Source organism: Nocardia sp. CA-107356 (genome assembly GCF_050946365.1).
Taxonomy (GTDB): domain Bacteria; phylum Actinomycetota; class Actinomycetes; order Mycobacteriales; family Mycobacteriaceae; genus Nocardia.
In genome coordinates, this window is sequence record NZ_CP191992.1 from 3188457 (window position 1) to 3214329 (window position 25873).

General features: G+C 65.8%; 21 protein-coding genes. 6 read left to right on the forward strand and 15 right to left on the reverse strand.

Translation table 11 applies throughout. From position 1 onward, the window contains the following. Positions 1-29: 29 nt before the first annotated feature. Genes ACQP1G_RS14185 through ACQP1G_RS14200 form a run of 4 tightly spaced genes read right to left on the reverse strand, consistent with a single transcriptional unit; the run spans position 30 to position 4696 of the window. Positions 30-1568, reverse strand: coding sequence for a flavin-containing monooxygenase (locus ACQP1G_RS14185; protein ID WP_433203469.1), 1539 nt, complete (start codon positions 1566-1568; stop codon positions 30-32). After that, the gene (locus ACQP1G_RS14190) at positions 1565-2422 is read right to left on the reverse strand and encodes an SDR family NAD(P)-dependent oxidoreductase (protein WP_433203472.1); all 858 of its coding nucleotides are present in this window, start codon (positions 2420-2422) and stop codon (positions 1565-1567) included. Before ACQP1G_RS14190 ends, ACQP1G_RS14185 begins: the two co-directional genes overlap by 4 nt. After that, positions 2406-3356 carry an alpha/beta fold hydrolase gene (locus ACQP1G_RS14195; RefSeq protein WP_433203475.1) on the reverse strand — a complete coding sequence of 317 codons (951 nt, stop codon included), beginning with the start codon at positions 3354-3356 and terminating at the stop codon, positions 2406-2408. The genes ACQP1G_RS14190 and ACQP1G_RS14195 overlap by 17 nt, the downstream gene beginning before the upstream one ends. Then, positions 3353-4696, reverse strand: coding sequence for a cytochrome P450 (locus ACQP1G_RS14200; RefSeq protein WP_433203478.1), 1344 nt, complete (start codon positions 4694-4696; stop codon positions 3353-3355). Before ACQP1G_RS14200 ends, ACQP1G_RS14195 begins: the two co-directional genes overlap by 4 nt. A 169-nt stretch (positions 4697-4865) precedes the next feature. On the opposite strand from ACQP1G_RS14200, the gene ACQP1G_RS14205 reads away from it, so the two are divergent. After that, positions 4866-6479, forward strand: a complete 1614-nt coding sequence (locus ACQP1G_RS14205; protein WP_433203480.1) for a carboxylesterase/lipase family protein — start codon at positions 4866-4868, stop codon at positions 6477-6479. A 225-nt stretch (positions 6480-6704) separates the two neighbouring features. Continuing rightward, the gene (locus tag ACQP1G_RS14210) at positions 6705-7973 is read left to right on the forward strand and encodes a DUF445 domain-containing protein (protein ID WP_433203483.1); all 1269 of its coding nucleotides are present in this window, start codon (positions 6705-6707) and stop codon (positions 7971-7973) included. Between the two features lie 43 nt (positions 7974-8016). Here the strand turns inward: ACQP1G_RS14210 and lexA are convergent, their stop codons facing one another. Then, complete coding sequence (lexA, locus tag ACQP1G_RS14215) at positions 8017-8727, reverse strand: transcriptional repressor LexA (protein ID WP_433203486.1); 711 nt, start codon at positions 8725-8727, stop codon at positions 8017-8019. Between the two features lie 226 nt (positions 8728-8953). Here lexA and ACQP1G_RS14220 point away from each other — a divergent pair, with 226 nt between their 5' ends. The 3 genes from ACQP1G_RS14220 to nrdR all read left to right on the forward strand — a co-directional run bounded on the left by ACQP1G_RS14220 (position 8954) and on the right by nrdR (position 11451). Next, positions 8954-9394, forward strand: a complete 441-nt coding sequence (locus ACQP1G_RS14220) for a hypothetical protein (RefSeq protein WP_433203489.1) — start codon at positions 8954-8956, stop codon at positions 9392-9394. Between the two features lie 152 nt (positions 9395-9546). Next, positions 9547-10800 (forward strand): hypothetical protein, encoded by a 1254-nt coding sequence (locus ACQP1G_RS14225; RefSeq protein WP_433203492.1) that lies wholly within the window; start codon positions 9547-9549, stop codon positions 10798-10800. A 174-nt stretch (positions 10801-10974) separates the two neighbouring features. Then, a complete protein-coding gene (nrdR, locus tag ACQP1G_RS14230; protein WP_433203495.1) occupies positions 10975-11451 on the forward strand; it encodes a transcriptional regulator NrdR in 477 nt (158 codons plus the stop codon). Positions 11452-11460: 9 nt separating this feature from the next. Here nrdR and ACQP1G_RS14235 read toward each other — a convergent pair whose 3' ends face one another. Both ACQP1G_RS14235 and hrpA read right to left on the reverse strand, forming a co-directional pair. Further along, positions 11461-11676 carry a hypothetical protein gene (locus ACQP1G_RS14235; protein WP_433203498.1) on the reverse strand — a complete coding sequence of 72 codons (216 nt, stop codon included), beginning with the start codon at positions 11674-11676 and terminating at the stop codon, positions 11461-11463. A gap of 190 nt (positions 11677-11866) precedes the next feature. Next, positions 11867-16210, reverse strand: a complete 4344-nt coding sequence (gene hrpA, locus ACQP1G_RS14240; protein WP_433203501.1) for an ATP-dependent RNA helicase HrpA — start codon at positions 16208-16210, stop codon at positions 11867-11869. A 133-nt stretch (positions 16211-16343) separates the two neighbouring features. Here hrpA and ACQP1G_RS14245 point away from each other — a divergent pair, with 133 nt between their 5' ends. Beyond that, positions 16344-16472, forward strand: a complete 129-nt coding sequence (locus ACQP1G_RS14245; RefSeq protein ID WP_433203504.1) for a hypothetical protein — start codon at positions 16344-16346, stop codon at positions 16470-16472. On the opposite strand, the gene ACQP1G_RS14250 is transcribed toward ACQP1G_RS14245, so the two are convergent. The 8 genes from ACQP1G_RS14250 to ACQP1G_RS14285 all read right to left on the reverse strand — a co-directional run bounded on the left by ACQP1G_RS14250 (position 16439) and on the right by ACQP1G_RS14285 (position 25756). Next, positions 16439-17701 (reverse strand): MFS transporter, encoded by a 1263-nt coding sequence (locus ACQP1G_RS14250; protein ID WP_433203507.1) that lies wholly within the window; start codon positions 17699-17701, stop codon positions 16439-16441. The genes ACQP1G_RS14245 and ACQP1G_RS14250 overlap by 34 nt on opposite strands. A 668-nt stretch (positions 17702-18369) precedes the next feature. Beyond that, complete coding sequence (locus tag ACQP1G_RS14255) at positions 18370-19086, reverse strand: hypothetical protein (RefSeq protein WP_433203510.1); 717 nt, start codon at positions 19084-19086, stop codon at positions 18370-18372. 347 nt (positions 19087-19433) lie between these two features. Then, the gene (locus ACQP1G_RS14260) at positions 19434-20258 is read right to left on the reverse strand and encodes an SDR family NAD(P)-dependent oxidoreductase (protein WP_433203513.1); all 825 of its coding nucleotides are present in this window, start codon (positions 20256-20258) and stop codon (positions 19434-19436) included. 84 nt (positions 20259-20342) lie between these two features. Next, entirely contained in the window at positions 20343-21911 is a 1569-nt protein-coding gene (locus ACQP1G_RS14265; protein ID WP_433203516.1) for a long-chain-fatty-acid--CoA ligase, read from the reverse strand. A 5-nt stretch (positions 21912-21916) separates the two neighbouring features. Further along, the gene (locus ACQP1G_RS14270; RefSeq protein WP_433203519.1) at positions 21917-22609 is read right to left on the reverse strand and encodes an RBBP9/YdeN family alpha/beta hydrolase; all 693 of its coding nucleotides are present in this window, start codon (positions 22607-22609) and stop codon (positions 21917-21919) included. A 182-nt stretch (positions 22610-22791) separates the two neighbouring features. After that, complete coding sequence (locus ACQP1G_RS14275) at positions 22792-24111, reverse strand: MFS transporter (RefSeq protein ID WP_433203522.1); 1320 nt, start codon at positions 24109-24111, stop codon at positions 22792-22794. A gap of 122 nt (positions 24112-24233) precedes the next feature. Continuing rightward, complete coding sequence (locus ACQP1G_RS14280; protein ID WP_433203525.1) at positions 24234-25283, reverse strand: 3-keto-5-aminohexanoate cleavage protein; 1050 nt, start codon at positions 25281-25283, stop codon at positions 24234-24236. A gap of 41 nt (positions 25284-25324) precedes the next feature. Continuing rightward, positions 25325-25756 (reverse strand): carboxymuconolactone decarboxylase family protein, encoded by a 432-nt coding sequence (locus ACQP1G_RS14285; RefSeq protein ID WP_433203528.1) that lies wholly within the window; start codon positions 25754-25756, stop codon positions 25325-25327. Positions 25757-25873: the final 117 nt, after the last annotated feature.

Sequence of the window (25873 nt, forward strand, 5' to 3'; positions counted from 1 at the left end):
CAGGTTAGTTCGCCCCGCCGCCATAGCGATCATGACCTCACGCGCACCGGAACGGGCTCGCCGAGCGCGGATCGGCTCGCGAATCGGATGGTGCCGTCCTCGATCCGCCCGTGGCGCAGCGCGAGGACGTCGTGGGCGTAGTTCATGCCCAACCGCCAGGGCCGTCGCGAACCCGCCCGCGGGAACCGGTCGATGGAACGTTGGACGTATCCGGACTGGAAGTCCAACAGGGGTGCCGTCTCGATCTCCGGGTCGGGCCACGGCACGCACTGGTCGTAGCCGTTGGCGTCCATATGCCGCAGCAGACGGCAGACGAATTCGCCGACCAGATCCGCCTTCAACGTCCAGGACGCGTTGGTGTATCCGATGGTGAATGCGAAGTTCGGGACACCGCTCAGCATCATTCCCTTGTAGGCCATGGTGTCGGACAGCGCGATCGCCCGGCCGTCGACGGTCAACTCGATCCCGCCGAACGCCAGCAATTGCAGTCCGGTCGCCGTCACCACGATATCGGCCGGAAGGTCGGCACCGGAGCTCAAGCGCACGCCCTCGGCGGTGAACCGATCGATGCGGTCGGTCACCACCGCGGCGCGACCGGCCCGGATCACGCGGAACAGATCCCCGTCCGGTACCAGGCACAGCCGTTGATCCCACGGGTTGTAGGTCGGCTTGAAGTGGAGGTCCACCTCGTAGCCGGTGGGCAGTTGCGCGGCATTCTGCTTGCGGATGAGGTTGCGGATCATGTGGGGACGCCGCTGGCTGAGTTGGTAGATGAGGGTGCTGATCAGCACGTTCTTCCAGCGGGTGATCGTGTAGGCCCGGCGCGGTCCGAGCCGTTCGCGCAGCCGGATGGCCACCGCGTCTTCGGTGGGCACCGACATGATGTAGGTGGGCGAGCGTTGCAGCATGGTTACCTGTGCTGCTTTCTCGGCCATCGCCGGAACGAGCGTCACCGCCGTGGCCCCGCTGCCTATCACGACGACGCGCTTGCCCTCGTAATCCAGGTCGGTGGGCCACTGCTGCGGATGCACGAGTTGCCCTTGGAAATCCTCGAGTCCGGGGAAGTCGGGGGTGTACCCGTGGTCGTAGTGGTAGTAGCCGCTGCAGATGTACAGAAAGCTGCTGGTGAGCGTCGAGCTTGCGCCGTCGTGTTCGACGGTCACCGTCCAGCGCGCTTCCGCGCTGGACCAGGACGCACCGATAACCTTGTGCCCGAATCGGATTCGCCGATCGATCCCGGCCTCGGCCGCGGTGTCGCGAATGTAGTCCAGGATCGATGGTCCGTCGGCGATGGCCGCGGCGCGCGTCCATGGACGGAATCGGTAACCGAGAGTGTGCATATCGGAATCCGAGCGCACGCCGGGATAGCGGAACAGATCCCAGGTGCCGCCGATGGCCGTGCGCGCCTCCAGAATTGCGTAGCTGCGCCCCGGAAACTTCGTCTGCAGATGGTGTGCCGCACCGATGCCCGACAGGCCAGCGCCGACGATCAGCACATCGAAATGCTCGGGCCCACCCGTCTCCGAGCCGCCGTCCTTCATCGAATCGCTGCGCGATGTTTCCCTCATACCGTCGCACCCACCTTGGCACGGGCGCGCAGGCGCCGCTCCAGTACCGAGAATATGTCGTAGTAATGGGTCGGCGTCACGCGTGCGAGTGCGTCGAATACGTAGGCGTCCGGTCCGACCAGAATGCGGGACTTCCCGCGTTCTATGCCGCGACAGATGATTTCGGCCGCCTTATCCGGCGAGGTCAGGGTGATCGCCTCGAATTCGGCCGCCATCTGTTCCCGGGAACGGCCGCGACCCTCGGGATCCTTGCGGACCCTGGCATTGCGCGCGATGTTGGTGGTGATGCCGCCCGGATGCACGTTCACCGCGGACACCCCGGTACCCCGAAGTTCCTGGCGCAGTGCGTCGGTGAAGCCTCGCACCGCGAATTTCGCGGCACAGTAGGCACTTTGGTGTGGCATGCCGACCAGTCCGAACACGCTGGAGGTGTTCACGATGACGCCCTGATCCTGTTCGACCAGGATGGGCAGAAATGCGCGGGTGCCGTTGACGACGCCGTCGAAGTTGATCTGCCGCAACCATTCATCGTCTTCGGGTACCGCATCGAGCACCGACGACGACACCGCGACACCGGCATTGTTGAATACCGCCGCCAAAGGCTCGGTCAGCCAATCGCGGACCTCGGCGGCGAAGGCCAGTTGATCGTCGGCATCGCGCACATCGAGAACCCGAGTGAGCACCGGACCGCTGAGCGAGGCGGCCGTCTGCTTCAATCCGGTCGCGTCGATATCGGCGATCGCCACCGGTGACCCACGGCGGGAAAGCAATTGAGCGAGACTGCGGCCGATGCCGGAGGCGGCGCCGGTGATCATGGCGGGATGGCCGGATAGTGGCCTAGCGGTGCGGGGCATCGGTGCTCCTGGCGGTGCGGATATGGCTGTCGATGAGGTCGGTGAGCGTCGGCCGGACGCCGACGGGCAGGCCGTGGCCCATGCCGGGCAGGGTGTGCAGGCGCGCGCCGGTAATGGCACGGGCGGTGACGGTTCCCCCGGTCGGGTTCACCATCAGGTCACGGTCACCGTGCAGGATCAGCGTCGGGGCGGCGACGGCGCCGAGTTCGGTTGTCCGGTCACCGGATTTGAGGATGCCCGCCAGTTGACGGCCTACCCCCGGCGCCGGATGGGGATCGCGATCCCAGGTCGTCGCGGCGGCGGCCCGCACGGCGGATTCGTCGAACGGGTATCCGTGCGAGGAAATGTGCCGATACATGCGCACCGCGCGATCGATGTGCTCGGTGCGGTTGCGCGCCGGTCGGCCGAACATCAACCGCCAGGTCGACAGGGCCGGTCGGCCCACCCGCGCCGCGCCCGTGGTCGACATGATCGAGGTCAGCGAGGCGACTCGGTCCGGGTAGCGGGCGGCGACGGTCTGCGCGATCATCCCGCCGAGTGACATGCCGACCAGATGCGCGGACCTCAGCTCGAGTGCATCGAGCAGACCCACCGTATCGGCGGCCATATCGTTGAGATCGTATTGCTCTGTGTGCCAGTGCTTTCGGAGGAAATCGAGCGGACCCGGTGGCCGGAAGCCGAAGTGGGTCGACTTCCCGACATCGCGATTGTCGAAGCGGATGACGTCGTAGCCGCGTGCGACGAGGAGATCGCACAAGCCGTCGGGCCAATCGTGCAATTGCTGACCGAGCCCCGCGACGAGCAGTAGCGGCGTACCGCCGTTGCCGAGGCGCTCGTAGGCGAGTGTGACCCCGCGGCCCACATCGGCGATGTGTTCCTGCCCACCCGTCGCCCGGCCACCACTCATCGAATCGCGGCGCGATGCTTCTGTCATGCCGTCACCTGCTCGGTGCGCGCCGCGGCGGCGGTGGGCAAGGGCGCGCGGCGATACACCACGGCGCGGCCCTTCTTGGCGGGCACCAGCGCGACACCGCGGAAGTGTGTCCGCTCATCCGGTGCGTCGGTCGGCGCGAGCGTGAAATCCCTGAGCAGCGTGCGCAATACGACATTCATCTCCATGGTGGCGAATGCCGCTCCGATGCAACGCCGTGCGCCGCCGCCGAACGGGATCCAGCTGAAGGTGCCGGGCCGCACGCCGACGAAGCGGTCCGGGTCGAAGGCGCGGGCGTTGGGGAACAGCTCCTCGTTATCGTGGACGAGCCGGATCGAGACCAGCACATTCTGCCCCTTGGGCAACGTCCACCGACCCAGCTGCATCGACTCCGCGCGGATCTTGCGGGCCGTCGCATCGATGACCGGCCGGACTCGCAGCACCTCGAGCAGGGTGGCCTCGCGCAGCTCCGAACCGCCCGCATCCACCTCGGCGACCAAGCGGGCGAGCACTTCCGGATGGCGGCGTAACCGCTCGACGGTCCAGGAGAGCGTGGTGGCGGTGGTCTCGTGCCCGGCGGTGAGCAGGGTCAGCAGTTCGTCGGCGATTTCGCTGCGGGTCATCGCGGTGCCGTCGTCGTAGCGGGCCTGCAGCATCATCGCGAGCACATCGTCGCGGTCGGCGAGCTGTTCATCGGCAGCGGCGCGGTCGATGAGTCGGCCCACGATGTCGTCGTAGTGGCGGCGGTGTGCGGCGAAGCGGGCCCATGGTCCGAAGCGCCCCAGGAACTTTCGCGGCACCGGCAGCGCCGCCAGTGCCGAGCCGACCAGCACCAGTTTGGGCAGCAACTCGCGCAGCTCGTCGAATTCCCTACCCTCGGCGCCGAATACGGCGCGCAGGATCACATTCAGGGTGATCCGCATCATCGAATCCATCGTCGCGAACTCCTGACCCTGCGGCCAAGTCGCCAGTTCGCGGACCGTCTCCTCCTCGATCAGCGTCTCGTATACCGCGAGACGGCGGCCGTGGAACGGCGGGGTGAGCAGTTTGCGCTGCTTACGATGTTCAGCGCCCTGCAGAGAGAACAGCGAGCCGGGACCGAGGAACTGGCCGAGATTGACATCGACATTGTCGGCGATATCGGAGCTCGCGGTGAACAGCGCCTTCACCTCGGCCGGATCGGATAGCACCACCATCCGGCCGAACCTGGGTAGGTAGACGGTGAATGCCGAGCCATAGCGTTCGTGCAGCCTGCGCCAAGCATGGGTCCGGCCCGCGATCACCTCCACGGCCTGAAGGACAGCCGGAGTAGTCGGCCCGTCGGGCAATTTCACCGTGGTCATGCGGCACCTCCCAGCGTGGTACATCTGCGTACCATCAGCACGGTACGCTCACGTACCGACTGTGGCAAGGGTCACTTTCACCCTGGCGGGAAGAGGCCTTGTTTCCGGGATTGCTGCCCGCTCGGGCGGTGCGGGTGACTAGCGTGAGCCCGTGCGCAGGCGTCGGTGGATGACAGCGGGCGGGTGGGGTGGGCGGCCCGATCGGCTGATTGCTCGGGGCTGGTTCGCCGTCCTCACCTCGGTGATCGTGCTGAGCGGTGCGGCGGGACCGGCTCCCGCCGAGCCGATCGCCGCCGACCTGGTCACCATCGAGACCGGTCAGCTGCGCGGCGTGCAGGCCACGGATCATCGGCTGTTCGCGGGCATTCCGTACGCGGCCCCGCCGGTCGGCGACCTGCGGTGGCGGCCACCGGCCCCGGCCGCATCGTGGCCGGATGTGCGCGATGCCGCGGTGGCCGGGCCGAGTTGTCCGCAGGACAGCGGCGTCTTCGGTCTGATCGGGTCGAGTCCGACGAAATCGGAAGACTGTCTGTACCTGAATGTTTCGACACCGCGCAGCCTGCCGGCCGACGGTCGCCCGCTGCCGGTGCTGGTCTGGATCCACGGTGGCAGTTTCACCAGCGGCTCCGGCGACATCTACGGTGCCGGCCCGCTGATCGCCCACGGTGACGGCGACCTCATCGTGGTCACGATCAACTACCGCCTCGGCGCGTTCGGCTACCTCGCTGCCTCCGCACTCGACGACGGCTCCGGGGCCGGGAACTACGGCTATCTGGATCAGCAGGCCGCGCTGCGGTGGGTGCGGCGCAATATCGCGGTCTTCGGCGGTGATCCGGATCAGGTGACCCTTGCGGGTGAATCCGCGGGCGCGGCGTCGGTATGCACGCAGATGGCCGCGCCGAGTTCGCGTGGACTGTTCCGTGCCGCGATCATGGAGAGCGGACCGTGCTCGGTCGGTGTGCCGGTCGCGACGGCGGCGGCCGATGGCGACGCCTATGCCGCACGTCTCGGCTGCACCGGACCCGAGACCGCTGCCTGCCTGCGCTCCCTACCGGTCGATACGCTGGCGAGCAATCCCATCACCGCGACCGTCTACGGGGGATCGTTGCTGCCGATCGGCCCGCAGGCGGCACTGCGCAACGGCTCCTTGGCGGCGGTCCCCACCCTCGTCGGTGCGAACAACGATGAGATGGCGCTCTGGGTGTACCTGAAATACGGTGTGCCCCTGGGCAAGCCGCTGACCGCAGCCGGATATCGGGATGCACTGGCCGCCGCCATGCCCGACCTGACGCCGGAGCAACTCGACCGCGTCGAGCAGGTCTACCCGGCTTCCGCCTACCCTCAGCCCGCACTCGCATTGTCGCGGGCCTGGACCGACCGCACCCTGACCGCGCTGACCATCCAGTATGCCGCGCTGAGCCCCCGCAACCCCACCTACACCTACTCCTTCGACGATCCCGCGCCCTTGGCCCCGCCGAACATCTTCCCGCTGGGCGCCTTTCATGCCAGCGAACTGTTGTCACTGTGGAGCCTGCGCGACCTGAGCTGGCTCTACGGTGTCGTACTCACTCCAGACCAACTGCGCCTCGCCACCGAAATGCGAAGGTACTGGACCCGATTCGTCATCGACGCCCGCCCGAACCCCGCTGGCCTCGAACCGATTCCGACCTACGACCCGGCCGCACCGCTGGTCATGTCCTTCCGCCCCAGCGGAAACCGCCTCATCGACTCTTATGCCGCCGACCATCGAGCCGATTTCTGGATACCGCTGCTGCCGCGCTGATCTCCGGCCGGTCGCCGCCGTACTCGACGACGATCGCCGCGTTCGCTGAGCGTGGCTACGGCTTCCATAGTGCCGCTTCGTCTTTCGGGCCGCAGGTCGAGCGGGTCGTATTCGAATTCCGCGATGCGAAGGCCGGTAGCGGCGGATACCGTCGTTATACAACACCGTAAACTTCACACCGCAGATTCAGAAGTGGGGTGTGGTGTGCAGTCGTGGTCGTCGATAGTGGCCGATGTCCGGCAGTGGTGGTGGATCTATCTGTCGATGCCGTTCATCGCGGGTGGGATCGGGTGGTTCACCAAGCTGATCGCTATCGAGATGATGTTCCGTCCGCTGGAGTTCGTCGGGGTGCGGCTCGGCCGAATCCCGTTGGGCTGGCAGGGGATGCTGCCGCGGCAGGCCGAGAAGATGGCGGGTATCGCCTACGACATGATCAGCACGAATCTGCTGCAGCCGCAGGAACTTTTCGATCGACTGGACGCGGATCAGTTGATCAAGGAGGTCGAGGCGCCGATGCGCAGGGCCGTCGACGATGTCGTGCGCTCCATGGCGATCGACTACTACCCGGGACTGTGGGAGGCGATGCCGGAGGTGACCCGGCGCGCGGTGATCGGGCTGATCCAGTCCGAGACACCGAAATACGCGGTGGCGGCGATCGAGGACGCCAAGCGCGATATCGTGCGGCTGTTCGATCTGCGCGCCATGGTCGTATCGAATCTGACCGCGGACAAAGCGCTGCTGAATCGGATGATGCGCGATATCGCCGGTGCGCAGATGACGATGATTCCGAAGATCGGCTTCTGGTTCGGTCTGCTCATCGGCGTCGGTCAGGCGATCGTATGGGCGCTGTTCCGCGAGCCGTGGCTGATGCCGGTATTCGGATTCGTGAACGGGTGGGTCACCGACTACATCGGGCTGCAGATGCTGTTCCGCCCGCACGAGCCGAAGCGATACTTCGGAATCTTCACCTGGCAAGGACTTTTCGCGAAGAATCGGCACGAGTTGATCCCGCAGTACGCGCATCTGATCGCCGCGGAGCTGCTCACGCCGGACAAGATCGTCGATGCCATCCTGAAAGGACCTGCGGCGGACCGGGTATTCGAACTGGCCGCCAAATATGTCGATCGGGCCGCGGACGCCGCGCCGAGCCTGGCCAAGCCACTGGTCACGCTGACGGTCGGCACCGATCGGTGGCGGGAGATGAAAGCGACTGCGGCCGAACGGGTTTTCGCCTACGCCGAGGCGACTACCCAGCAGGCACAGGCCTACACGATGCAGGCCATGGATATCGAGAACACCGTTATCGAACGGATGGGGGAGCTCTCACCCGCGCAGTTCGAGAATCTGCTGCGGCCCGCCGTGAAGGAGGATGAGCCGACGGCGATCGCGGTCGGCGCCGTACTCGGCGGGCTCGTCGGGGAGCTGCAGATCTTGCTCATCGAGCGGATCACGCTCGATCACTGGGCATGGCCGCTGGGCTTGTTCCTGCACTGACCGTGGAATGCGCGGACCGATGGCCCGCGCATCCCAACGATTTTCAGATCTTGCGGATGACCGTGACGACCTTGCCCAGGATCTGCGCGTCATTACCCGGGATCGGCTCGAACAGCGGATTGTGTGGCATCAGCCAGACCTCCTTGCCGGTGCGCTTGAACGTCTTCACCGTCGCCTCGCCCTCGATCATCGCGGCCACGATATCGCCGTTGTCGGCGACATTCTGCTGGCGCACGACCACCCAGTCGCCATCGCAGATGGCGGCGTCCACCATCGATTCACCGACGACCTTGAGTAGGAACAGCGATCCGTCGCCGACCAATTCGCGGGGCAGCGGAAAGACATCCTCCACCGCCTGCTCGGCCAGGATCGGACCACCGGCGGCGATCCGGCCGAGAACGGGCACGAAAGTGGGAACGGGCCTACCGGTTTCGACATCGTCGGCGGTCGGCAGACTCGTCACCGCGCGGACCGCCTCGTCGAGGCCGCGGACATCCACGGCCCGTGGCCGATTCGGGTCGCGTCGTAAATAGCCCTTGCGCTCGAGTGAGCGCAACTGGTGGGCGACCGAGGAGGTGGAGGTGAGTCCGACCGCGTCGCCGATCTCGCGGATGCTGGGCGGGTAGCCGCGCTCGCTCACCGAGGTGCGGATGACCTCCAGGACCTTGCGCTGACGCACGGTGAGATCCGCCCCGGTTCCGGACGGGTCGGTGCCAACTCCACTCTCGTCGCCCGTGTCGTCTCTGTGGCTCACCGCTACCGCCCTTTCGTGTGATGGATTTCGTCTATCGAATCTAGTCCGCTCGCGCCGATGTATCAAACATCTGTTCGAGGCATGTCGGCGTTTTCTGCTGACTTTGTCGGTCGAGCGTGGTAGAAATCGAACACAAGTTCTTCGAACATTTGATCGAACAGCTACTCCCATCGTCTCGTGACATACCTGAGCACCCCACTAACACCCCTTCACGGAGGTTTGTCCGATGAGCACAGCGATCAGCGCCCTGAGCACCGACCTCGAGGACGAGGCCGACGTCGACCTGGGTTTCGATTCCGTTCCACACGTGCAGCGCTCGCATCGCGGCGGCGTTCGCGCCCTCGACGCCACGCGGGGCGCGGCGGATCGGGGGCCGCGCGGCACCAGGCCCGGCGGTGCGGTCGCGCTGTACGACCGAGGTTCGGTTCGAACGCCCGCGCTGCGGCAGGTGCAGGGTCCGCATCCGATGGAGCGGGTCGAACGGGCGCAACTCGGCTTCGCGGTGCTCGCGGTAGCAGCGCTGTTCAGTGCGCTCGTGGTGACGGCGCTGATCGGGTTGGCGCATTGGCGTGCCGGGACTTTCGGTGGTACGACCTCGACAACGGTGCCCGTCGTGGTCGAACAGCAATCGGTTCCGGACGGCGCTGGAATCGCTGTGCCGCGGTAGCTCGCCGAAAGGCGGTGTGGCGGATGACGACCGGCCGATCCGGTCACGAAGGGTGGCCGAAATTGTCGATTGCAAACTAGAACATGTTGTTACTGTGCCTGAAAACGTGACCTAGGCAACTATGCCGACGAACGATTTCGGGACACCACGCAATGACGCATCGCCTCACCGCTGAACACGCTGTCCGCATTCTCGCCCGGATCGCCGGGCTGCTCGCCTGTCTTATCTTCGGCCTCACCATGATTCCGGCCGCGCAGGCGGCGCCCGCATACGAGGCATATCTGGATCTGCCCGCGGTCAACGGCGACGGCGCGGGCGGCGGTGGTCTGAATCCAGCTCTGCCGCTGGAGGAATCGACACTGCGCGATGCACTCGACCAGGCCAGGGCCGACGGGGTGGCGCCGAGCCGCTACGGCACACTGCTGCACCAGTATTGGCTGGTGGTCTCGACCCGCAATGCCGATATCGACCTCGCGGCCTGGGATCCGGCGCTCGGCGTCCGCGCCAATCAGCGCACCTTCAGCCAGGTCTACGTCAACTACTTCCGGTTGGCGAATCAGCATCAGGAGTACTGGTGGGCGGGGCTGGCCGGGATCGCGGGCGGCTCCTTCGCCTCGGGCTTCTTCGATCTCAGCGATATCGGCATGGTGCTCGACGCTCCGGGCATCCACCAGCTCGGCAATGCGGTCGCCGACCTATTGCGCGGCACCCCACCGGAATTGGCGGCCAAGGTGCCCGCCGATATCCGGCTGCTGGCCACCGAGGGTGAGCGGCTCAGCGCCGATGATGTCGCCTGGTACCAGACCCGGCTGATGATCATGCAGAAGCACATCTTCACCGACCTGGTCCCGATGCACGAGGCCTATGCCGCGCTCGGGATGGCTGGAATCGACGAAATGTATGCGGCCGGTGTGATCGATGCCGATATCCGCACCGCATGGCAGTCGATCGATTCCCATACCCACAGCGGCTATGTCGATGCGCTGATCCGTATGACCGACCGCGAGCAGAACCGCGTCATCGCCGACCAGTGGGATGTGACCTCGGCGGGCCGCGGCAGGCTGGGCCGGGTGCTGACCTATGTGAGCACCATGGCGGGTAAGCCCGCCGTTCCCGGCGTCCGCGCACCCGGTGTGTTCGCGCCCGCGTCCGTCAGCGCCGATATCGCCGGGCGCACGGTGTCGCTGCGCACCCCGCTGCCGGACTTCAACTGGGCCGACCGTGACACCCGCTGGACCTACATCATGGGCGATCTGGCGCCACGCCATATCGACATGGAGAGCAACCGTCCCTTCGCCGAGGTCGTACTCGGTGAATCCTTCTGGAGCAAGCTCGCACACGGCCGGATGATCGCGCGCATCCCGGATCTGATCGCCGATCTCACCACGCAGTGGCAACTCGGATAACCGCCGCGGGCGGGGTAGGTGGGACGGGTGAGACGCTTGGTGACCCCTCCCGGGTATCCTGGAACCGATATGGACGTATAGGTCTAGACCCCTGTACACGTGCTCGCCGGATCGGACCTCCGAACCGGATGCCGATTCGGACGCGGGCGCGCGCATCGACGAAGGATCTCTCGGATGCATTGCCCCTACTGCCGACACCCCGACTCGCGGGTCGTCGACTCGCGTGAGGCCGAGGAAGGTGCGGCCATCCGCCGTCGGCGTTCCTGCCCGCAGTGTGGGAGACGATTCACCACGGTCGAGACCCCGATCCTATCGGTGGTCAAGCGCAGCGGCGTCACCGAACCGTTCAGCCGCGAAAAGGTCATCCGCGGTGTGCGTCGCGCCTGCCAGGGCCGCGAGGTCGCCGAGGACGCCCTGAACCTGCTCGCCCAGCAGGTGGAGGACGCCGTGCGTGCCAAGGGTTCCCCCGAGGTCCCCAGCCACGAGGTCGGCCTGGCCATTCTCGGCCCGCTGCGCGATCTGGACGAGGTGGCCTACCTGCGTTTCGCCTCGGTCTACCGCTCCTTCACCTCTGCCGCCGATTTCGAACGAGAAATCGCCGACCTGCGCAAACATCGCGAGGAAGCGACGGTCGCGGCGAGCGCGGACTGACCATCGCGGTCAGAGACAGATGCCCGGCGGGCATGAGCAGCCGAAGCTGCCCATCGCCTGCCCAGGGCAGATGGTGACCGAGCCGGTGTCGAGTAGGCGAACCAGCTGCCGCAGCAGATCGGTGCCGGCGCGGATCGGCGCTGGCTGCGGCTCCGCTGTAGCGGTCGCCATCGGCGCGAGCGCGACGGCGCATACGGCCAGGATCGGTGCGAGAAATTTGCGCATAGCGGACACTCTTTTCGAGAATTCGCGCAAGGGCCGACGGGGACCATCGACGCGGAGTGCGGGGGTTTGCCGGCGGCCGAAATGCCCGTGCGTGCCACCATGTCCGGCGACTGTAGCCCGGTAGTGTCACCTCGTCGCGCCCCCAGAACTACCGGTACCGCTCTACTCGCGCAGAGCGCAGTAACAGCCGTCAGCGGCGGATGGCGGCGATGGCCCTTTCGATGCGCCTGGTGGAGACGGGGTAGGGGGTGCCGAGTTTTTGGGCGAAGAGGCTGACCCGGAATTCCTCGATCATCCACCAGATATCGGTGACATCGGGGGCGTGCTTGCGGATTTCGGGCAGCGCGTTGAGGAGGCGATCGTAGGCGGCGAGGGCGCGGTCGATGTCGACCATGCCCTGCCGGTCACGGACGGCGGATCCGGGCAGTGCTTCGAGGCGGGTCCGGGCGGCCTGGAGGTAGCGGGGGAGTTCGCGCAGGCGCGTGCTGCCCCATTCCGAAATGAATCCGGGGAAGACCAGGTCGTCGAGCTGCTGACGGACATCGTCGGCGATATCGCGTTCGGAGGTGTCGGCGAGGGCGGACGAAACCTGGTGCGCCCCAGCCAGCACCGGCACCACGACGCGCACGATGCGGGCGACGGCGGAGACGAATTCGGGGCGGATCCGCGCGAGCAACGCATCGAATTGGTCCGGACTGCGCACCGGGCCACCGGCGGCGGCGATCAGTTCGTCAGCGGCGGCGGCGCGGCAGTCCTCGATGAGCAGGTCGAGCGAACCGTACGGATTCTGACTCAGCGCCAGACGATCCTGCGGCGGCAGACTCGCGGTAACGGTGCGGACCGAGGTGGGCACGGCGGCCAACACCAAGGCGCGCGTGCCCGCGCGCATGGCGGCGGCCTGTTCGGCAGGGGAGCTGAGCACACGGACCGCGACACCTTCGCCCTCGGGGACCAGTGCCGGATAACCGGTGACCGTCTGTCCGGCGACCTCGCTGCGCACTGTCGGTGCGACCGTCCCGAGCGATTCCGAGGTCCACACTGTGGCGGGCGCACGCTCGGCGCCCGCGGTCGCGCGGGCGACCGAGGCGGAAACCTGCTCGGACAGTTGGGTTTTCAACTGCGTCAGGTTTTTGCCGCGCGCGAGAGTCTTGCCGGTGGCGTCGATCGCGGCGAAGGTCATGCGCAGATGGTCGGGGAGCGCGGCGGGGTCGAGATCACCTGCCGCGATGGTGACCGAACCGAGGCGCGACAGTTCCCTCGCCAGGCCGCTGCGCAGGGGTTCGGCGCGCGGGGTGAGCGCGGAGAGGGCGGCCGCGGCGAAGTCCGGTGCGGGAACGACGGTGCGGCGCAACGCCTTCGGCAGTGTCTTGATCAGTGCGGCGGCAAGTTCTTCGCGCATGCCGGGGACCAGCCAGTCGAAGCCGACGGCGCGCACGTGCGCCAGTTGTTCGACCGGGATCCGCACCGTGACACCATCATCGTCATTGCCGGGCTCGAACTGGTAGGTGAGCGGGAAGCTCAGCTCACCCTGGCGCCAGGCGTCGGGGAAGTCGGTCGGATCCAGTACCGCCGCCGTGTCATTGACCACGGTGTCGGTCGAGAAGTCCAGCAGCGCGGGGTCTTTGCGCTCGGCGGTGCGCCACCAGCTGTCGAAATGGCGCACCGAGACGATATCGGCGGGGATACGTTTGTCGTAGAACTCGAAGAGCACCTCGTCATCGACCAAGATGTCGCGGCGGCGGGCGCGATGCTCCAAATCGGCTACGTCGTCCAGGAGTTCGCGATTGCGGTGGAAGAACTCGTGCCGGGTCTGCCACTCACCCTGCACCAGGGCATGGCGGATGAACAGCTCGCGCGACAACTCCGGATCGATACGGCCGTAATCGACGGCGCGGCTGACGACCAGCGGCACGCCGTACAGCGTGACCCGCTCATAGGCCCGCGCCGCGCCGCGCTTGGACGACCAATGCGGTTCGGAGTACGTGCGTTTCACCAGATCCCCGGCGAGGCGTTCGGCCCATTCGGGTTCCACCCGCGCTGCCATCCGGCCCCAGAGCCGCGAGGTTTCGACGAGTTCCGCGGCCATCACCCAGCGCGGCGGCTTCTTGGCCAGCGAGGAGCCGGGGAAGATCATGAACTTGGCATTGCGGGCGCCGAGGAATTCGCGCGATTCGGCCTCGCGGACGCCGATGTGGGAGAGCATGCCTGCCAGCAGTGCCTGGTGAATGGAGGTCGAATCCCATGGGGTGCCATCGTTTTCGAGTGCTGCTGTCTGTGGTGTGGCATCGGCACCACGGCCGCCTCGCGTCGCCGGGAGTTTCGATGGGGCGCTACCGCGCGTGCGACCGACACCGCGGCGGTTCGCGCCAGCGCCGGATGAATCCGTGCCGGACGAGTCGGGGTCGCGCTTCCCGCGCTGTCCACGGCTCGAATCTCCGCCGTTCGCCCGGGCGGGGGCGGAACTGTCTCGGCCGCCGGATCGTCCACGGTGCGAGCCGGTTTCGTCCCCCTCCGAGCCTTCGCCCGACGTCGACCACCCGAGTCCACGGGTGATGGTCCGCAACTGCCCGTGCAGATCCTGCCACTCCCGGATCCGCAGGTAGTGCAGGAACTCCTCGCGGCACATGCGCCGGAACTGATTGGACGACAGCGACTTCCGCTGCTCGGTCAGGTACTCCCACAACCGTAGGTAGGCAAGGAAATCCGAGCCCTCGACCACGAACCGCGCGTGCTTGGTATCGGCGGCTTGCTGATGGTCGGCGGGCCGCTCGCGCACATCTTGGATCGACAGCGCGGCGACAATGATCAGGGCATCGGCCAGACAGCCGTTCCGGTGCGCCTCGACGAGCATCCGCGCCATCCGTGGATCGACAGGCAGCTGCGCCATCTCGCGACCGGTGGGAGTGAGCGTCAACGTCGCATCGGACCGTACGTCCGCAGATTCGTCAGGTCGGATCTGTTTGTCCGCAACGCTATCGGCGCCGCGCCGTCCTCGAGTAGTGCTGGTGCTCGCCTCCTCGATATCGTCCGGTCCAGCGCCGCGCCGCGCGGGTGTCGCGACGGCGCGCGACGCGAGTGCGCCCAATTCCTCCAGCAGCGCGATACCGTCTCGGATCGCCCTGCGATCGGGCGCCTCCACGAACGGGAACTTCTCGATATCGCCGAGGCCGAGTGCGGTCATCTGCAGGATGACGGCGGCCAGATTGGTCCGCAGGATCTCCGGTTCGGTGAAGGCAGGCCGGGATTCGAAATCGTCCTCGGAGTACAGCCGAATGCAGATGCCGTCGGCGACACGGCCGCAGCGTCCGGCGCGCTGGCGGGCCGAGGCCTGGGACACCTCTTCGATGGGGAGGCGCTGCACCTTGGTGCGCATCGAGTAGCGGGAGATGCGCGCGGTACCCGGGTCGACGACGTACCGGATGCCGGGGACGGTCAGCGAGGTCTCGGCGACGTTGGTGGCCAATACGACTCGTCGCCCGGGATGCGGGGCGAATACCCGATGCTGTTCGGCCGTCGAGAGGCGGGCGTAGAGCGGCAGGATTTCGGTGCGCGGAATCTTCAAGTCGCGCAATGCGTCCGCGGCGTCACGGATCTCGCGTTCACCGGATAGGAACACCAGCACATCGCCGTCGCCCTCGGCGAACAGTTCGCGCACCGCGTCACCGATGGCGTCGACCGGGTCGCGATCCACGATCCGGGTGTCCTCGTCGTCGTCATCGCTGGCGCCGGGTAGTTCCAGCGATAGCGGCCGGTACCGGATCTCCACCGGATAGGACCGACCGGAAACCTCGACAATTGGTGCGGGAGTGGCCGATTCGTCCTCTGTTTGCTTGCCGAAGTGCCGCGCGAACAACTCCGGATCAATGGTCGCCGAGGTGATGATCACCTTGAGATCCGGTCTGCGCGGGAGCAATTGCTTCAGATAGCCGAGCAGGAAGTCGATATTGAGGCTGCGCTCGTGCGCTTCGTCGATAATGATCGTGTCGTAGCGGCGCAACAGTCGGTCGCGCTGGATTTCAGCGAGCAGGATGCCGTCGGTCATCAACTTGATGAGCGTGCGATCGGAGGCTTGATCGGTGAAACGCACGGTGTAGCCGACGACGTCGCCCAGTTCGGTGCCCAACTCTTCGGCGATGCGTTCGGCGACGGTGCGTGCAGCCAGTCGTCGTGGCTGGGTATGCCCGATCGTGCCGCGAATGCCCCGGCCGAGCTCCAGACAGATCTTCGGAATCTGGGTGGTCTTACCCGATCCGGTCTCGCCCGCGACGATTACGACCTGGTTCTCCATGATCGCCTTGGCGATATCCTCGCGGCGCGCGGAGACGGGTAGCTGCTCGGGATAGCGGATTGCGGGTACTGCGACGCGGCGAGCCTCGACGCGCTGCTCGGCCGCCGCTATCTCTGCCGCGATGTCGGTGAGATCGCCGCCGCGGGCCCGGTCCAGGCTTCGGCGCAACCGGTGTTCATCGCGGAGCGTTACGGCGGCCAGGCGGGTCCGGAGCTCGCGGAGATTCGCGTCGGCTGTCCTGGTCATTGCGTTCACCAGGGTAGCGAAACCGGCGCGTCGAATCCGAGGCGGGCGTGAGCATCCGATGAGCACACCGGTAACCGATCTGGCGACACCGTGCTGCCGACCGGTTCGGTTCACTGATCGCAGCGGTCCTGATGTGGGAAGACTGGTCATGCTCACCGGCGTCTTCGCCCTGCTCGCGGTCGCCGTCGCCGCCCTCGGTGCGCTGGTCGACCGCCGTCACGACCTCGATCAGCGCGACTGGTCCGCTCCTGATCGGGCATGACGGAATCCGGATGCGATGAGCGCGAGCGCCGGGATCAGCAGCCCGACGACCGCGATCCACACTGTCCACCGAATGCCCAGCCAGGCGGCGAGCACGCCGCCGATCGGTGCGCCGATCACGATCGCGGCTCGGTTCAACGAGCGCATGGTCGCATTCATCCGGCCGAGCAGACGGTCGGGTGTGACGGATTGGCGGTAGCCCATTTCGAGCGGACTGTCGACACCGATGGAGACGCCGAAGAGGAACTGCGCAGTGCACAGCAGCGTCAGACCGGTAACTCCGTTGTGCGCCAAGGGGATCAGCGCATATCCCGCTGGCGTCAGCCACCGGCCGGCGATGATGGTCGGACCGATCCCGAACCGTCGACCGGCGCGGTCGGCGACCGATGATCCGGCCACCGCACCAACACCACCGAGTGCGAAGGTCAGTCCGAGGGCAGCCGCGTCGAAGCCGAGTTCGTCGATCACGAAGAGCACGTACACCGTCGACACCATCGCACTGCCGAAGAACCACCCGTGCGAGGCGAGGGCGAGCGGGCCGAGCATGCGATGCCCGTACACCCACGTCAGCCCTTCCCGCAGTTCCCTGCGCAGATTCCGGTGTTCAGGCGGACCGGACCGCTCGGCGACTCGCAGCCGCGCCACGATCAGCCCGGAGATCAGATACGACACCGCGTCCACCATGATCGCCAGGGGTGCACCGACGATCCGGATCAGCCAGCCGCCGATGACCGGGCCGCAGGTCTGCGCCACCGCCGAAGACTGTTCGAGCCGAGCGTTGGCGGGAGTGAGCAATTCCGGTGGCACCAGAGTCGGCAGAAACGACTGGTGCGCGGCGTCATAGGCCAGTGACACCGTGCCGAACACCAGCACGACCGCGATCAACAACGGCATGCTCAGGACGTCCATCGCCGCCGACAACGGGATGAGCGCGAGCAAACCCGCCCGCACCAGATCGGCGACCACCAGGACCGGCCGCCGCCGATACCGATCGACGAGCACTCCGGCGATCAACCCGAACAGCAGATACGGCAGCCAGCGCGCGGCCCCCAGCACTCCGAGCTCGATGGGCGATGCCCGCAGGGTCTGGACCGCGAGCACCTGCAGCGCCAGCGCGGTGATGTAGGTGCCGACCATCGACAAGCTGTCGGCGGACCAGAACCACAAGAATCCGGTGGATGACAGCAGCGGATACCGGGCTCGAACAGGTTCGCCGGTCGTCACGTTCATCCCCCGATAGTCGGCCCCAGGCTACTTCGGGGTCGGCCAGATCCGTTGGAGGCGTGCGGCTTCCGTATCGGCTTGGGCGAATCCGGCTCGGAAGGAAGGTATCCGAAGATGGTGTGCAACATGCTCTCCACCGCCGCGATGGTCCGATCCGACAAGGTCTGCGGCAACCTCATGGTCGACGTGAACCCCTCCGACGCCACACTCGTGGACCGGGTACGCCGCATCGTCGCCCAGGGCCACCAGCGTCGACCTCGCCGCCGCCGCATCGTTGCTCGACACGGCCGATGGACGCGCGAAAACCGCCATAGTCATGCGTCTGGCCGGTGTTGAGGCCCGGACGGCACGCAAGCTGCTGGACGCCGCGAACGGCTATATCGGCGCCGCCATCCGCGGTGCCGGCCAGGCAAACCGCAACGAAGGTCTCCGGTAGACCGACCGGCCTCGATATCGCCGCCTCATCCGGACCGATGATCGAGCTGGCGAAGTACGGTGCGTCACTACCAATAGGCCACTGTCCTACGTCGAGCACGACAGTTGTATTTCGGTGTGTTGTAATCGTTTTGCTGGGGCAGCCTTCGTGGTGCCTCATGTGGTGTTGCGCCGAGCGGCCCCGCCCGGAGAGGGACCGGGCGGGGCCGAGAATGGCGGCGAAGTGTTTGTTCACCTACTCACTTGGGCGGCTGTGGCTGGTTCGGCATCGGCGAGTTGATGGTCGTGAAGTACTGGACAACGGCCATGATCGCAATGGGGGCGGCCACCAGTAGCTGACCGGCCAGGGTGCCGAGGGCGCCCAGGGCGACGACGCCGCCGAGGCAGCCGATGGCGGCGGCCGGGATGAACGCACCGAACAGGCCGACGATGGTGGCCGACGCTACCGTCGCACCCGCGATACCGCCGAGGACACAGCCGACGGCGCCGCCACCGATGCCACCGATGATCGCGCCGAGTTGCGCGCCGGTGAGGATGGTGCTGGTCAAGCGGGCCCAAGCGACCTGCTCACGCTCGTACTCGTTCCGCCATGGCGCCTTGTCCTCGTACGGGAGCGCAACTGGCTTGTATGCGGCGTGCTGGAGGTCGAATTGCGGGGTCAGGGTCGCGGTGTGGTCCTGGATCTGCGCCGCGATCGGGAACTCGAATTCGTCGACGCGGAACTTCAGTTCGGTGCCTGCGAGCACGGTGCCGTTCCCGGCCTTGATCTTGAACACACCGTCCTCGACGGCCATCGAGCCGGCGTCGATCTCGACAATCGTGGATTTCTCGGTGACCGACGTGGTGAAGTCGATATCGCCCGTGTCGTGGGTGGGCGTGGCATTGACGGTGCCTGTTGTGATGCTGAGTGCGGTCGTGACCAGCGCGGTCGTCGTCGCGAACTTCTTGAATTTCATGGAGTGAATCCTCATCAGGACTGATGGACAGCTTCGCCAGTCGTGTTCTCCGAACACGTTCGACGAAAGATTGCAGGAGAAATAGGTGGTGCGGGTCGGCGGTCGTGCGCCGATGCCGACCAGGTTCCGCGTAATCTCCGCCGTGGAATCCGGTCAGCGTGCCCGTGTCGGGTCAACGTCGAAATATCATGGGACTCCTCATCTTTCGGAGGACAGGTCGGAAGCGATCGGAATCGGCCGCCGCATATTCAGCAGAACGAGTCTTCGTCCTCGACGATGGGCCGGATTTACGACAACCGGTGCCCGCGAAATCGCCGTTATTTTGTGCTGCACCTTGTCGGGCGCACTCAGATCACGACGCCGCCGTTTGCGCTGAGAACCTGACCGACGAAGTAGTGGGCATCTCCGGCCAGGTAGACGGCAAGAGATGCGTATTCTTCGGGTTTGCCGAGACGGCCGAGCGGAATCATCTGGTAGAGACAGGCTTTCTGCTCATCGGTCGCGTTGGCGAGATACTCCTCGAAGGGAGGTGTCAGGACAGCGCCGCAGGCGATGGCGTTCACGTAGATGTTCGCCCCGGCGACGTCCAGGCCGACCGTCTTCGTGAGACTGGCCACCGCGGCCTTGCTGGCGGAGTATCCGGGGCTGTGGGTACTGGCCGCTGAGACACCCGCGACGGAGGTGATGTTGATGATCTTGCCGTACCGCTGCGGCTCCATGAACTTCAATGCCTCACGGGTGCAATAGAACACCCCATGAACGTTGACGTCCCACCATTTGAGCCAGTCGTCATCGTGGAGGCTGCTGGTGATGCCGAGGGACCTGCGGGGCACGGGTGTGGTCAGGTAGGCGTAATGCTTGTTTCTCCGCTCGGTCTCCTCAGCGGAGTCCGGAACCCGGGCGGCGTTGTTGACCAGGATGTGTACCGTGCCGAACTGCTCGCCTGCCTGGGAGAACATCTGCGCGACGTCTCGGCTGGACGAGACGTCGCAGCGCACCGGAAGACACTGTCTGCCCAGTGCCTCGATCTGCTCGGCCACACCGTGCATCGGGTCCTCTTGGATGTCGCACAGGACGATGTCCGCGCCTTCCTTCGCCATCGCCACGGCAATGGACTTGCCCAGGCCTTGGGCCGCACCGGTGATCACCGCAACCTTGTTCTGAAGTTGCATGGCGTACTCCCTCCATATGGGGTGTGGACAAACAGTGGATGCTGTCGAACTACTGCTGGTTGGCAGTAACGTGGTCGAGCCGGATCAGCGGCGTCCGCGCGTCTGGATGAGTTCGCGTTTGAGGATTTTTCCGGTGGCGGTCATCGGCAGCGATTCGACGAACTCGATCTCGCGGGGGTACTTGTAGCCGGCCATCTCTTCCTTGGCCCACGCGATCAGGGTGTCGGTGGTGACGCTGGCGTGGGGTTCGAGAATGACGAAGGCTTTCACCTCCTCGCCATGGCTTTCGTGCGGCACTCCGACTACCGCGGCGAGGGAGACAGCCTCGTGGGTCATCAACACCTCTTCGACTTCGCGCGGGTAGACGTTGAACCCTCCGCGCACGATCATGTCCTTGGCGCGATCGACGATGTAGTAGAAGCCGTCCTGGTCCATGTGGGCGAGGTCGCCGGTACGAAACCAGCTGTCGTGCATGACCTGAGCGGTGGCGTCCGGCCTGCCGTGGTAGCCCTTCATGATGTTGTGACCGCGTAGGGCGATCTCACCGACGTGATGGGGCCCGGTTACGGTGTTCCACGCCTCGTCGATGAGTCTGGCCTCGACGCCCCAGACCGGTACGCCGATCGACCCTGGCCTCGGGGGCCGTTCAGGGTCTCCGGCGATGGCCAAGGGCGAGGTCTCCGACAGTCCGTATCCTTCGCAGATCTGGATCCCGAAGTGTTGGTTGAATTGGGTGAGGGTTTCTACGGGCAGGGCTGCGCCACCGGAGATGGCCAGCCGCATGTTCTGTGCGATCCGGTCGACGTCGATGCCGTCGTCGAGCGCTCCGAGCAGACTCCAGTACATGGTCGGCACTCCGGCGAAGACGGTGATGCGTTCGCGTTCCATCAGCGCCAGTGCGGCTCGCGCATCGAATCTGGGAAGCAGTACCAGCGTTGCGCCGACCGAAAATCCGGCATTGAGGTTGATCGTCTGTCCGAATGAATGAAACAGCGGCAAAGTCAGCAGGTGGGTGTCGTGGCGGGTCGGGTCGCTACTGAAGAGCCGGTTGGCGGCCAGTGCATTGATCGTCATGTTGGCGTGGGTGAGTTCGGCGCCCTTCGGCTTGCCGGTTGTTCCACTGGTGTAGAGGATGACCGCGGTATCACCGAGTTCGCGTGTCGCGGTGTCGAACTCGGCCGGTTGACCTTCGAGGGCCCCGGCCAAGGTCTCGACATCGGGAATCGCCGGATCGGTGCTCGAGTCGGTGGTGATGAGGAGCATTTCCCGGCATCCGGGAGTCTGATCGAAGCCGGCGCGGCCATACACTCCCATGGGCAGCTCGGGGGTTCCCTCGAAGCACACGTACACCTGCGCGTCGGAATCGGCGAGGTGGTAGTCGATTTCACGTTCCCTGAGCAGAACATTGAGCGGTACGACCACCGCGCCTGCCTTGAGGATCCCGTAGTAGACGATGGGGAACTGTGGCAGGTTCGGGCACGACAGCGCGACCTTGTCGCCGGGTGCGACGCCACGGGAGACCAGGAGGTTTGCCACCTGGTTGGCGTAGCGGTCCACCTGTGCGTAGGTCAGCCGTTCGTCACCGAATACCAGAGCATCACGGTCGGGGTAGCGGCGGGCGGAGTCTTCGAGAAGTACAGACAAGTTGAGCACGGGTCTCATTTCCTTGTTCGATCGGAACAGCTTCCAAGAGCGGGGGTTTCGATCGCATCCGGCAATGGATGGTCGAAACGATGTCGAGGTTCGACGTGCCCGGGCGTGTCCCCGCGCGGCGACGTCCGCGGGCCTGCGTCGATCACGTCCTGGAGCAGCTCTTCGGCCAATGGCCAATACCCGAATCCAGAAGCCGGATTCAGGTGCCCCACCCGACCGAGATCGACCAAGCGACTGCCCCACATCTCGGCCATACCTGCGACGCGTCGGTAGCAGGCCAAGGGGTCGTTGGTGCTTGCGGCAACGACGCTGCGAAACGGCAGGCGTCGTCTCGGGATCGGGTTCCAGCCGTTGCGGTTCAACTCCTCGGTCGAGGGGTAGCCCTGCGGCAGTGGCAATTCGAAGTCCGGCGGGGTGGCCAGCAACGCTCCCAGGATGGGGCGGGTGGGGTGTTGGGCCCAGTGGGCGGCGACGAGGACGCCGGCGCTGTGGGCGACCAGCACGACGGGCCCGGAGATTTCGTGCAGGGTGGTGTCGAGCTCGTCCACCTGGGCCCAGCGGCTGAGCTTGTCGCGTGCCAGCGGCGGCACCGTACACACGTTGTCGAGTTTCCGGGAGAGCTGGGTCTGCCAGTGCTCGGCGTCATGATCACCTAGACCCGGGACAATCACCACGGTCGGTGAGGCGATGCTGTTCACGATCGACTCCAATTCAGTGCGGTGGGCAGTGCGGTGTGGGTGAGCTCGGCGTAATGATTCGCCCGAGCTCGAGGGGCTGAGGCGATCGCCGAGCAGGTGCTGCAAGTGATCGGCGGTGGTGGGGGCGAGACCCGGGCCGAGAATCACGGTCTTGCAGATGGTGGCGGCTTCGAGGGATCGGATCAGTGCGGTGCGGTCCCGGCGATTGCGCTGACCTTGGCCAGTCCGGCGGGGTACAGGCGGCGGCCGAGCAGCAGTGCGGCGAGGGCACCGAGATAGACGAGGGGGGTCAGTCGCAGGGCGGTGGCCAGGCCGAATCGGTCGGCAAGGATGCCTACGACCATCGGGCCCAGTGCGATGCCGAGTAGGTTGTTGGCCAATATTGCGGCGCCGAACGCCGAGGCGCGCACGCTGGGGTGGGTGAGGTCGGCGACGAGTGCGGTCATCGGTCCGGATGAGCCGGCGCAGACGAAGGCTCCGGCCCCCAGTAGGGCGAACTGCAGCATTCCGGCTGCGACGGTGAATCCCGCGAGTAACAGGACGGCCGAGGCGGTGCAGTAGGCGGCTGCGACGACCCATTTGCGGACCGGGTGGCGGTTGCTGACGCGGTCGGTCACGATGCCGCAAACGATCATCCCGATGCCCATGAGGACGATGAACAGCGCCGCGGTCGTTCCCGCCTGATCGGGGGCCATGCCGTGGTACCGGTTGAAGTAGCTCGGCAGCCAGAGCATGAGGACAGCGGTGACGAACATCGGGAGTCCGCTGCCGACGTAGACGCACACCAGTGCGGGGTTGGTGATCAGGGTCGACAGTGGGGCTCGGTATCCATCCGGTGCGGTCGGTTCCTCGACGGTGTTGGGGACTCGGTAGCGAGCGAGTCTGCCTTCGGTGACGAGGGCCCGAAACAGCGCGACCAGGAGCAGGCCGAGGATCGCCATCGCCGCAAATGCCCAGCGCCAGCTCGTGTGGACGGCGATGACGCCGCCGAGTGCGACGCCCACCACGGAGCCGAAGGAGGCTCCGGCGAGGAAGATGCCACTGATGGTGGATCGCAGGCGCGGTGCGAAGACGGTGAGGACCACGGCCAGACCCACGCTGCTGTAGGCGGCCTCGCCGACGCCGACGAGTAAGCGGGCACCGAGCATTTGGCCGTAGTTGGTGGCAACGGCGCACAGCAGTGTTGCCGCACTCCAGATCGTCGCCATCGCGACAAGGCTCTTGATTCGTCCCCATCGGTCGGCCAGCAGCGATATGGGAAGCGCCAGCAGGCCGACCATGAAGGCGACGACGCTGTTGAGCGAGGCGAGCTCGGAGTCCGACAGGGCCCATTCGGTTTTCAGGAGCGGGAAGACGGCGCTGAGAACCTGACGAGACATGTAGTCCGACAACAGCAGCCCGAAGACCAGGGCTAGGACGCCCCACGGATAGACGCGAGTTCTTCCGTTCGCGGTGTTCTGGATGGTCGTCGCGGGGTCGATCGCGGTGGTGTGCAGACCCATGGTGACTCCTATGGGCAAATGGAGCTGGGGCGATACCTGGCAGGGGTAAACGCGGAGGGGCGGGGGCGCGGAACTGTGCGGTCCGCGCCCCCTGATCGGGAAGAGGTCACACCAGGTGACGGTCAGGCGTGGTGGAGGAAGCCGAGCTGACCCGGCCGGCGGTTAGGGGCGAAGCCGATCTTGGCCAAAGCGTCGTCGGTGTCGGTGTAGGTCTCGTCGAGCCGGTAGATTTCGCGCGATTCCTTACAGGTGGCCACCTGGCGGCCGAGTTCGTCGGCGATGCGGACCATCTGCTCGACCTGCTCGACCGAGGTCCGGCGCTCGCCCTTGCGGCCCCACAGGTTGTCCTCGATGCCCACACGCACGTGCTGTCCCAGCGCCATGGCGATCGTGCACATCGGGGTGACATTGCGCATGATCGATTCGATGGTCAGGACGGCCCCGTCAGGGGTGCGGCGGATGAACTCGATCAGATCGGCCGGATGCACACCGGCGGCGCCGCCGCCGATCGCAACGTAGTTCAGTACCAGAGGGCCGGTGTACAGGCCACGGCGGATCAGCCGCTCGACGGTCTCCAGGGACGGCACGTGCCCGAGCATGAAGGCCGGCTGGATGCCGGCCTCGGTAAGGCGACGCAGATGCTCGATGTAGAAATCAGGGCCTGCCTCAACAGTCATGTCCCGGTAGGCCTTGTAGATCTCCGGGTTCTGGAACGACGTTCCGGCGATGTCGTCCTCGGTCATCAACTCCACCACGTTCATCTGACTGGTGTTGATGGCGATGGTCACCTGGTCGGGCTTGGGGTCGAGTTCGGCCAGCATGTGGCGTGTGTCGTAGGACAGCCACTGCGCGGCGTCCCCGTCTTTGGGCGGGGCGAAGGAGATCGATCCGCCGACCTGCAGGATCATCTCCGGCACTGCCGCACGGAGCCGAGCGAGCATCTCGTTGAACATCTCTAGGCGCTTGGAGCCACGCCCGTCTTCTTCCCGTACGTGTATGTGCAGCACCTGGGCGCCCGCGTTGTAGCAGTCGACGGCCTTCTGGATCTGCTCGTCCATGGTCACCGGGATATCGTCGGAATCGCCCGGAAGGAACTCCGGTCCGTAGGGGGCGACCTGAATGACGAGCTTTTCCTGGGTTTCAGGAAGCAGGGAATCGTCGAGGTAATGCATGATCTTCTTTCTGTTCGATGGATCGGTTTCTAGGACGTGATCTACTCGGCGCCGCGGCCCTGGCGTTCGGACGCACGGCGTTCGAACGCGGCCAACTCCTCGGCCAGCAGCGGCGCGCCGAGGTTGCAGGAGTGAATGCCCAGCACACTGACCATCTCGAGCACGGTGAGGATTTCCTCACGGGTCACGCCGAGCTCGAGGGCTGCGCGAATGTGACGGCGCACCCCGGGCGCGTACATGTGCGTGCAGGCGGCGTCGATGGCAATGCAGAGCAGTTCGAAGAACTGCGGGGTGAACACACCCCGCCGGAGCGGAGTGGTTGCCATCGTCATGAACTGCTCGGTCCACTCCGGATCCCACTCGTGCATCTGATCCCACAGGGGGTTCCATGCGCCCTGCTGGCGCATGCGGTCCACCGTCGGGGTGCCGGTGTGCGGACCGGTAGGGGTAGGGCTGATGTGCTGGACGGTCATGGCATCAACTCCGTAAACGTCGCGTGAACAAACGCGGGATTGGTCGTGATGCGGATCACGGTATCGGAGAACCAGTTGCTATTCTTTACCTGTTGGGACACATATCTTGACATTCTG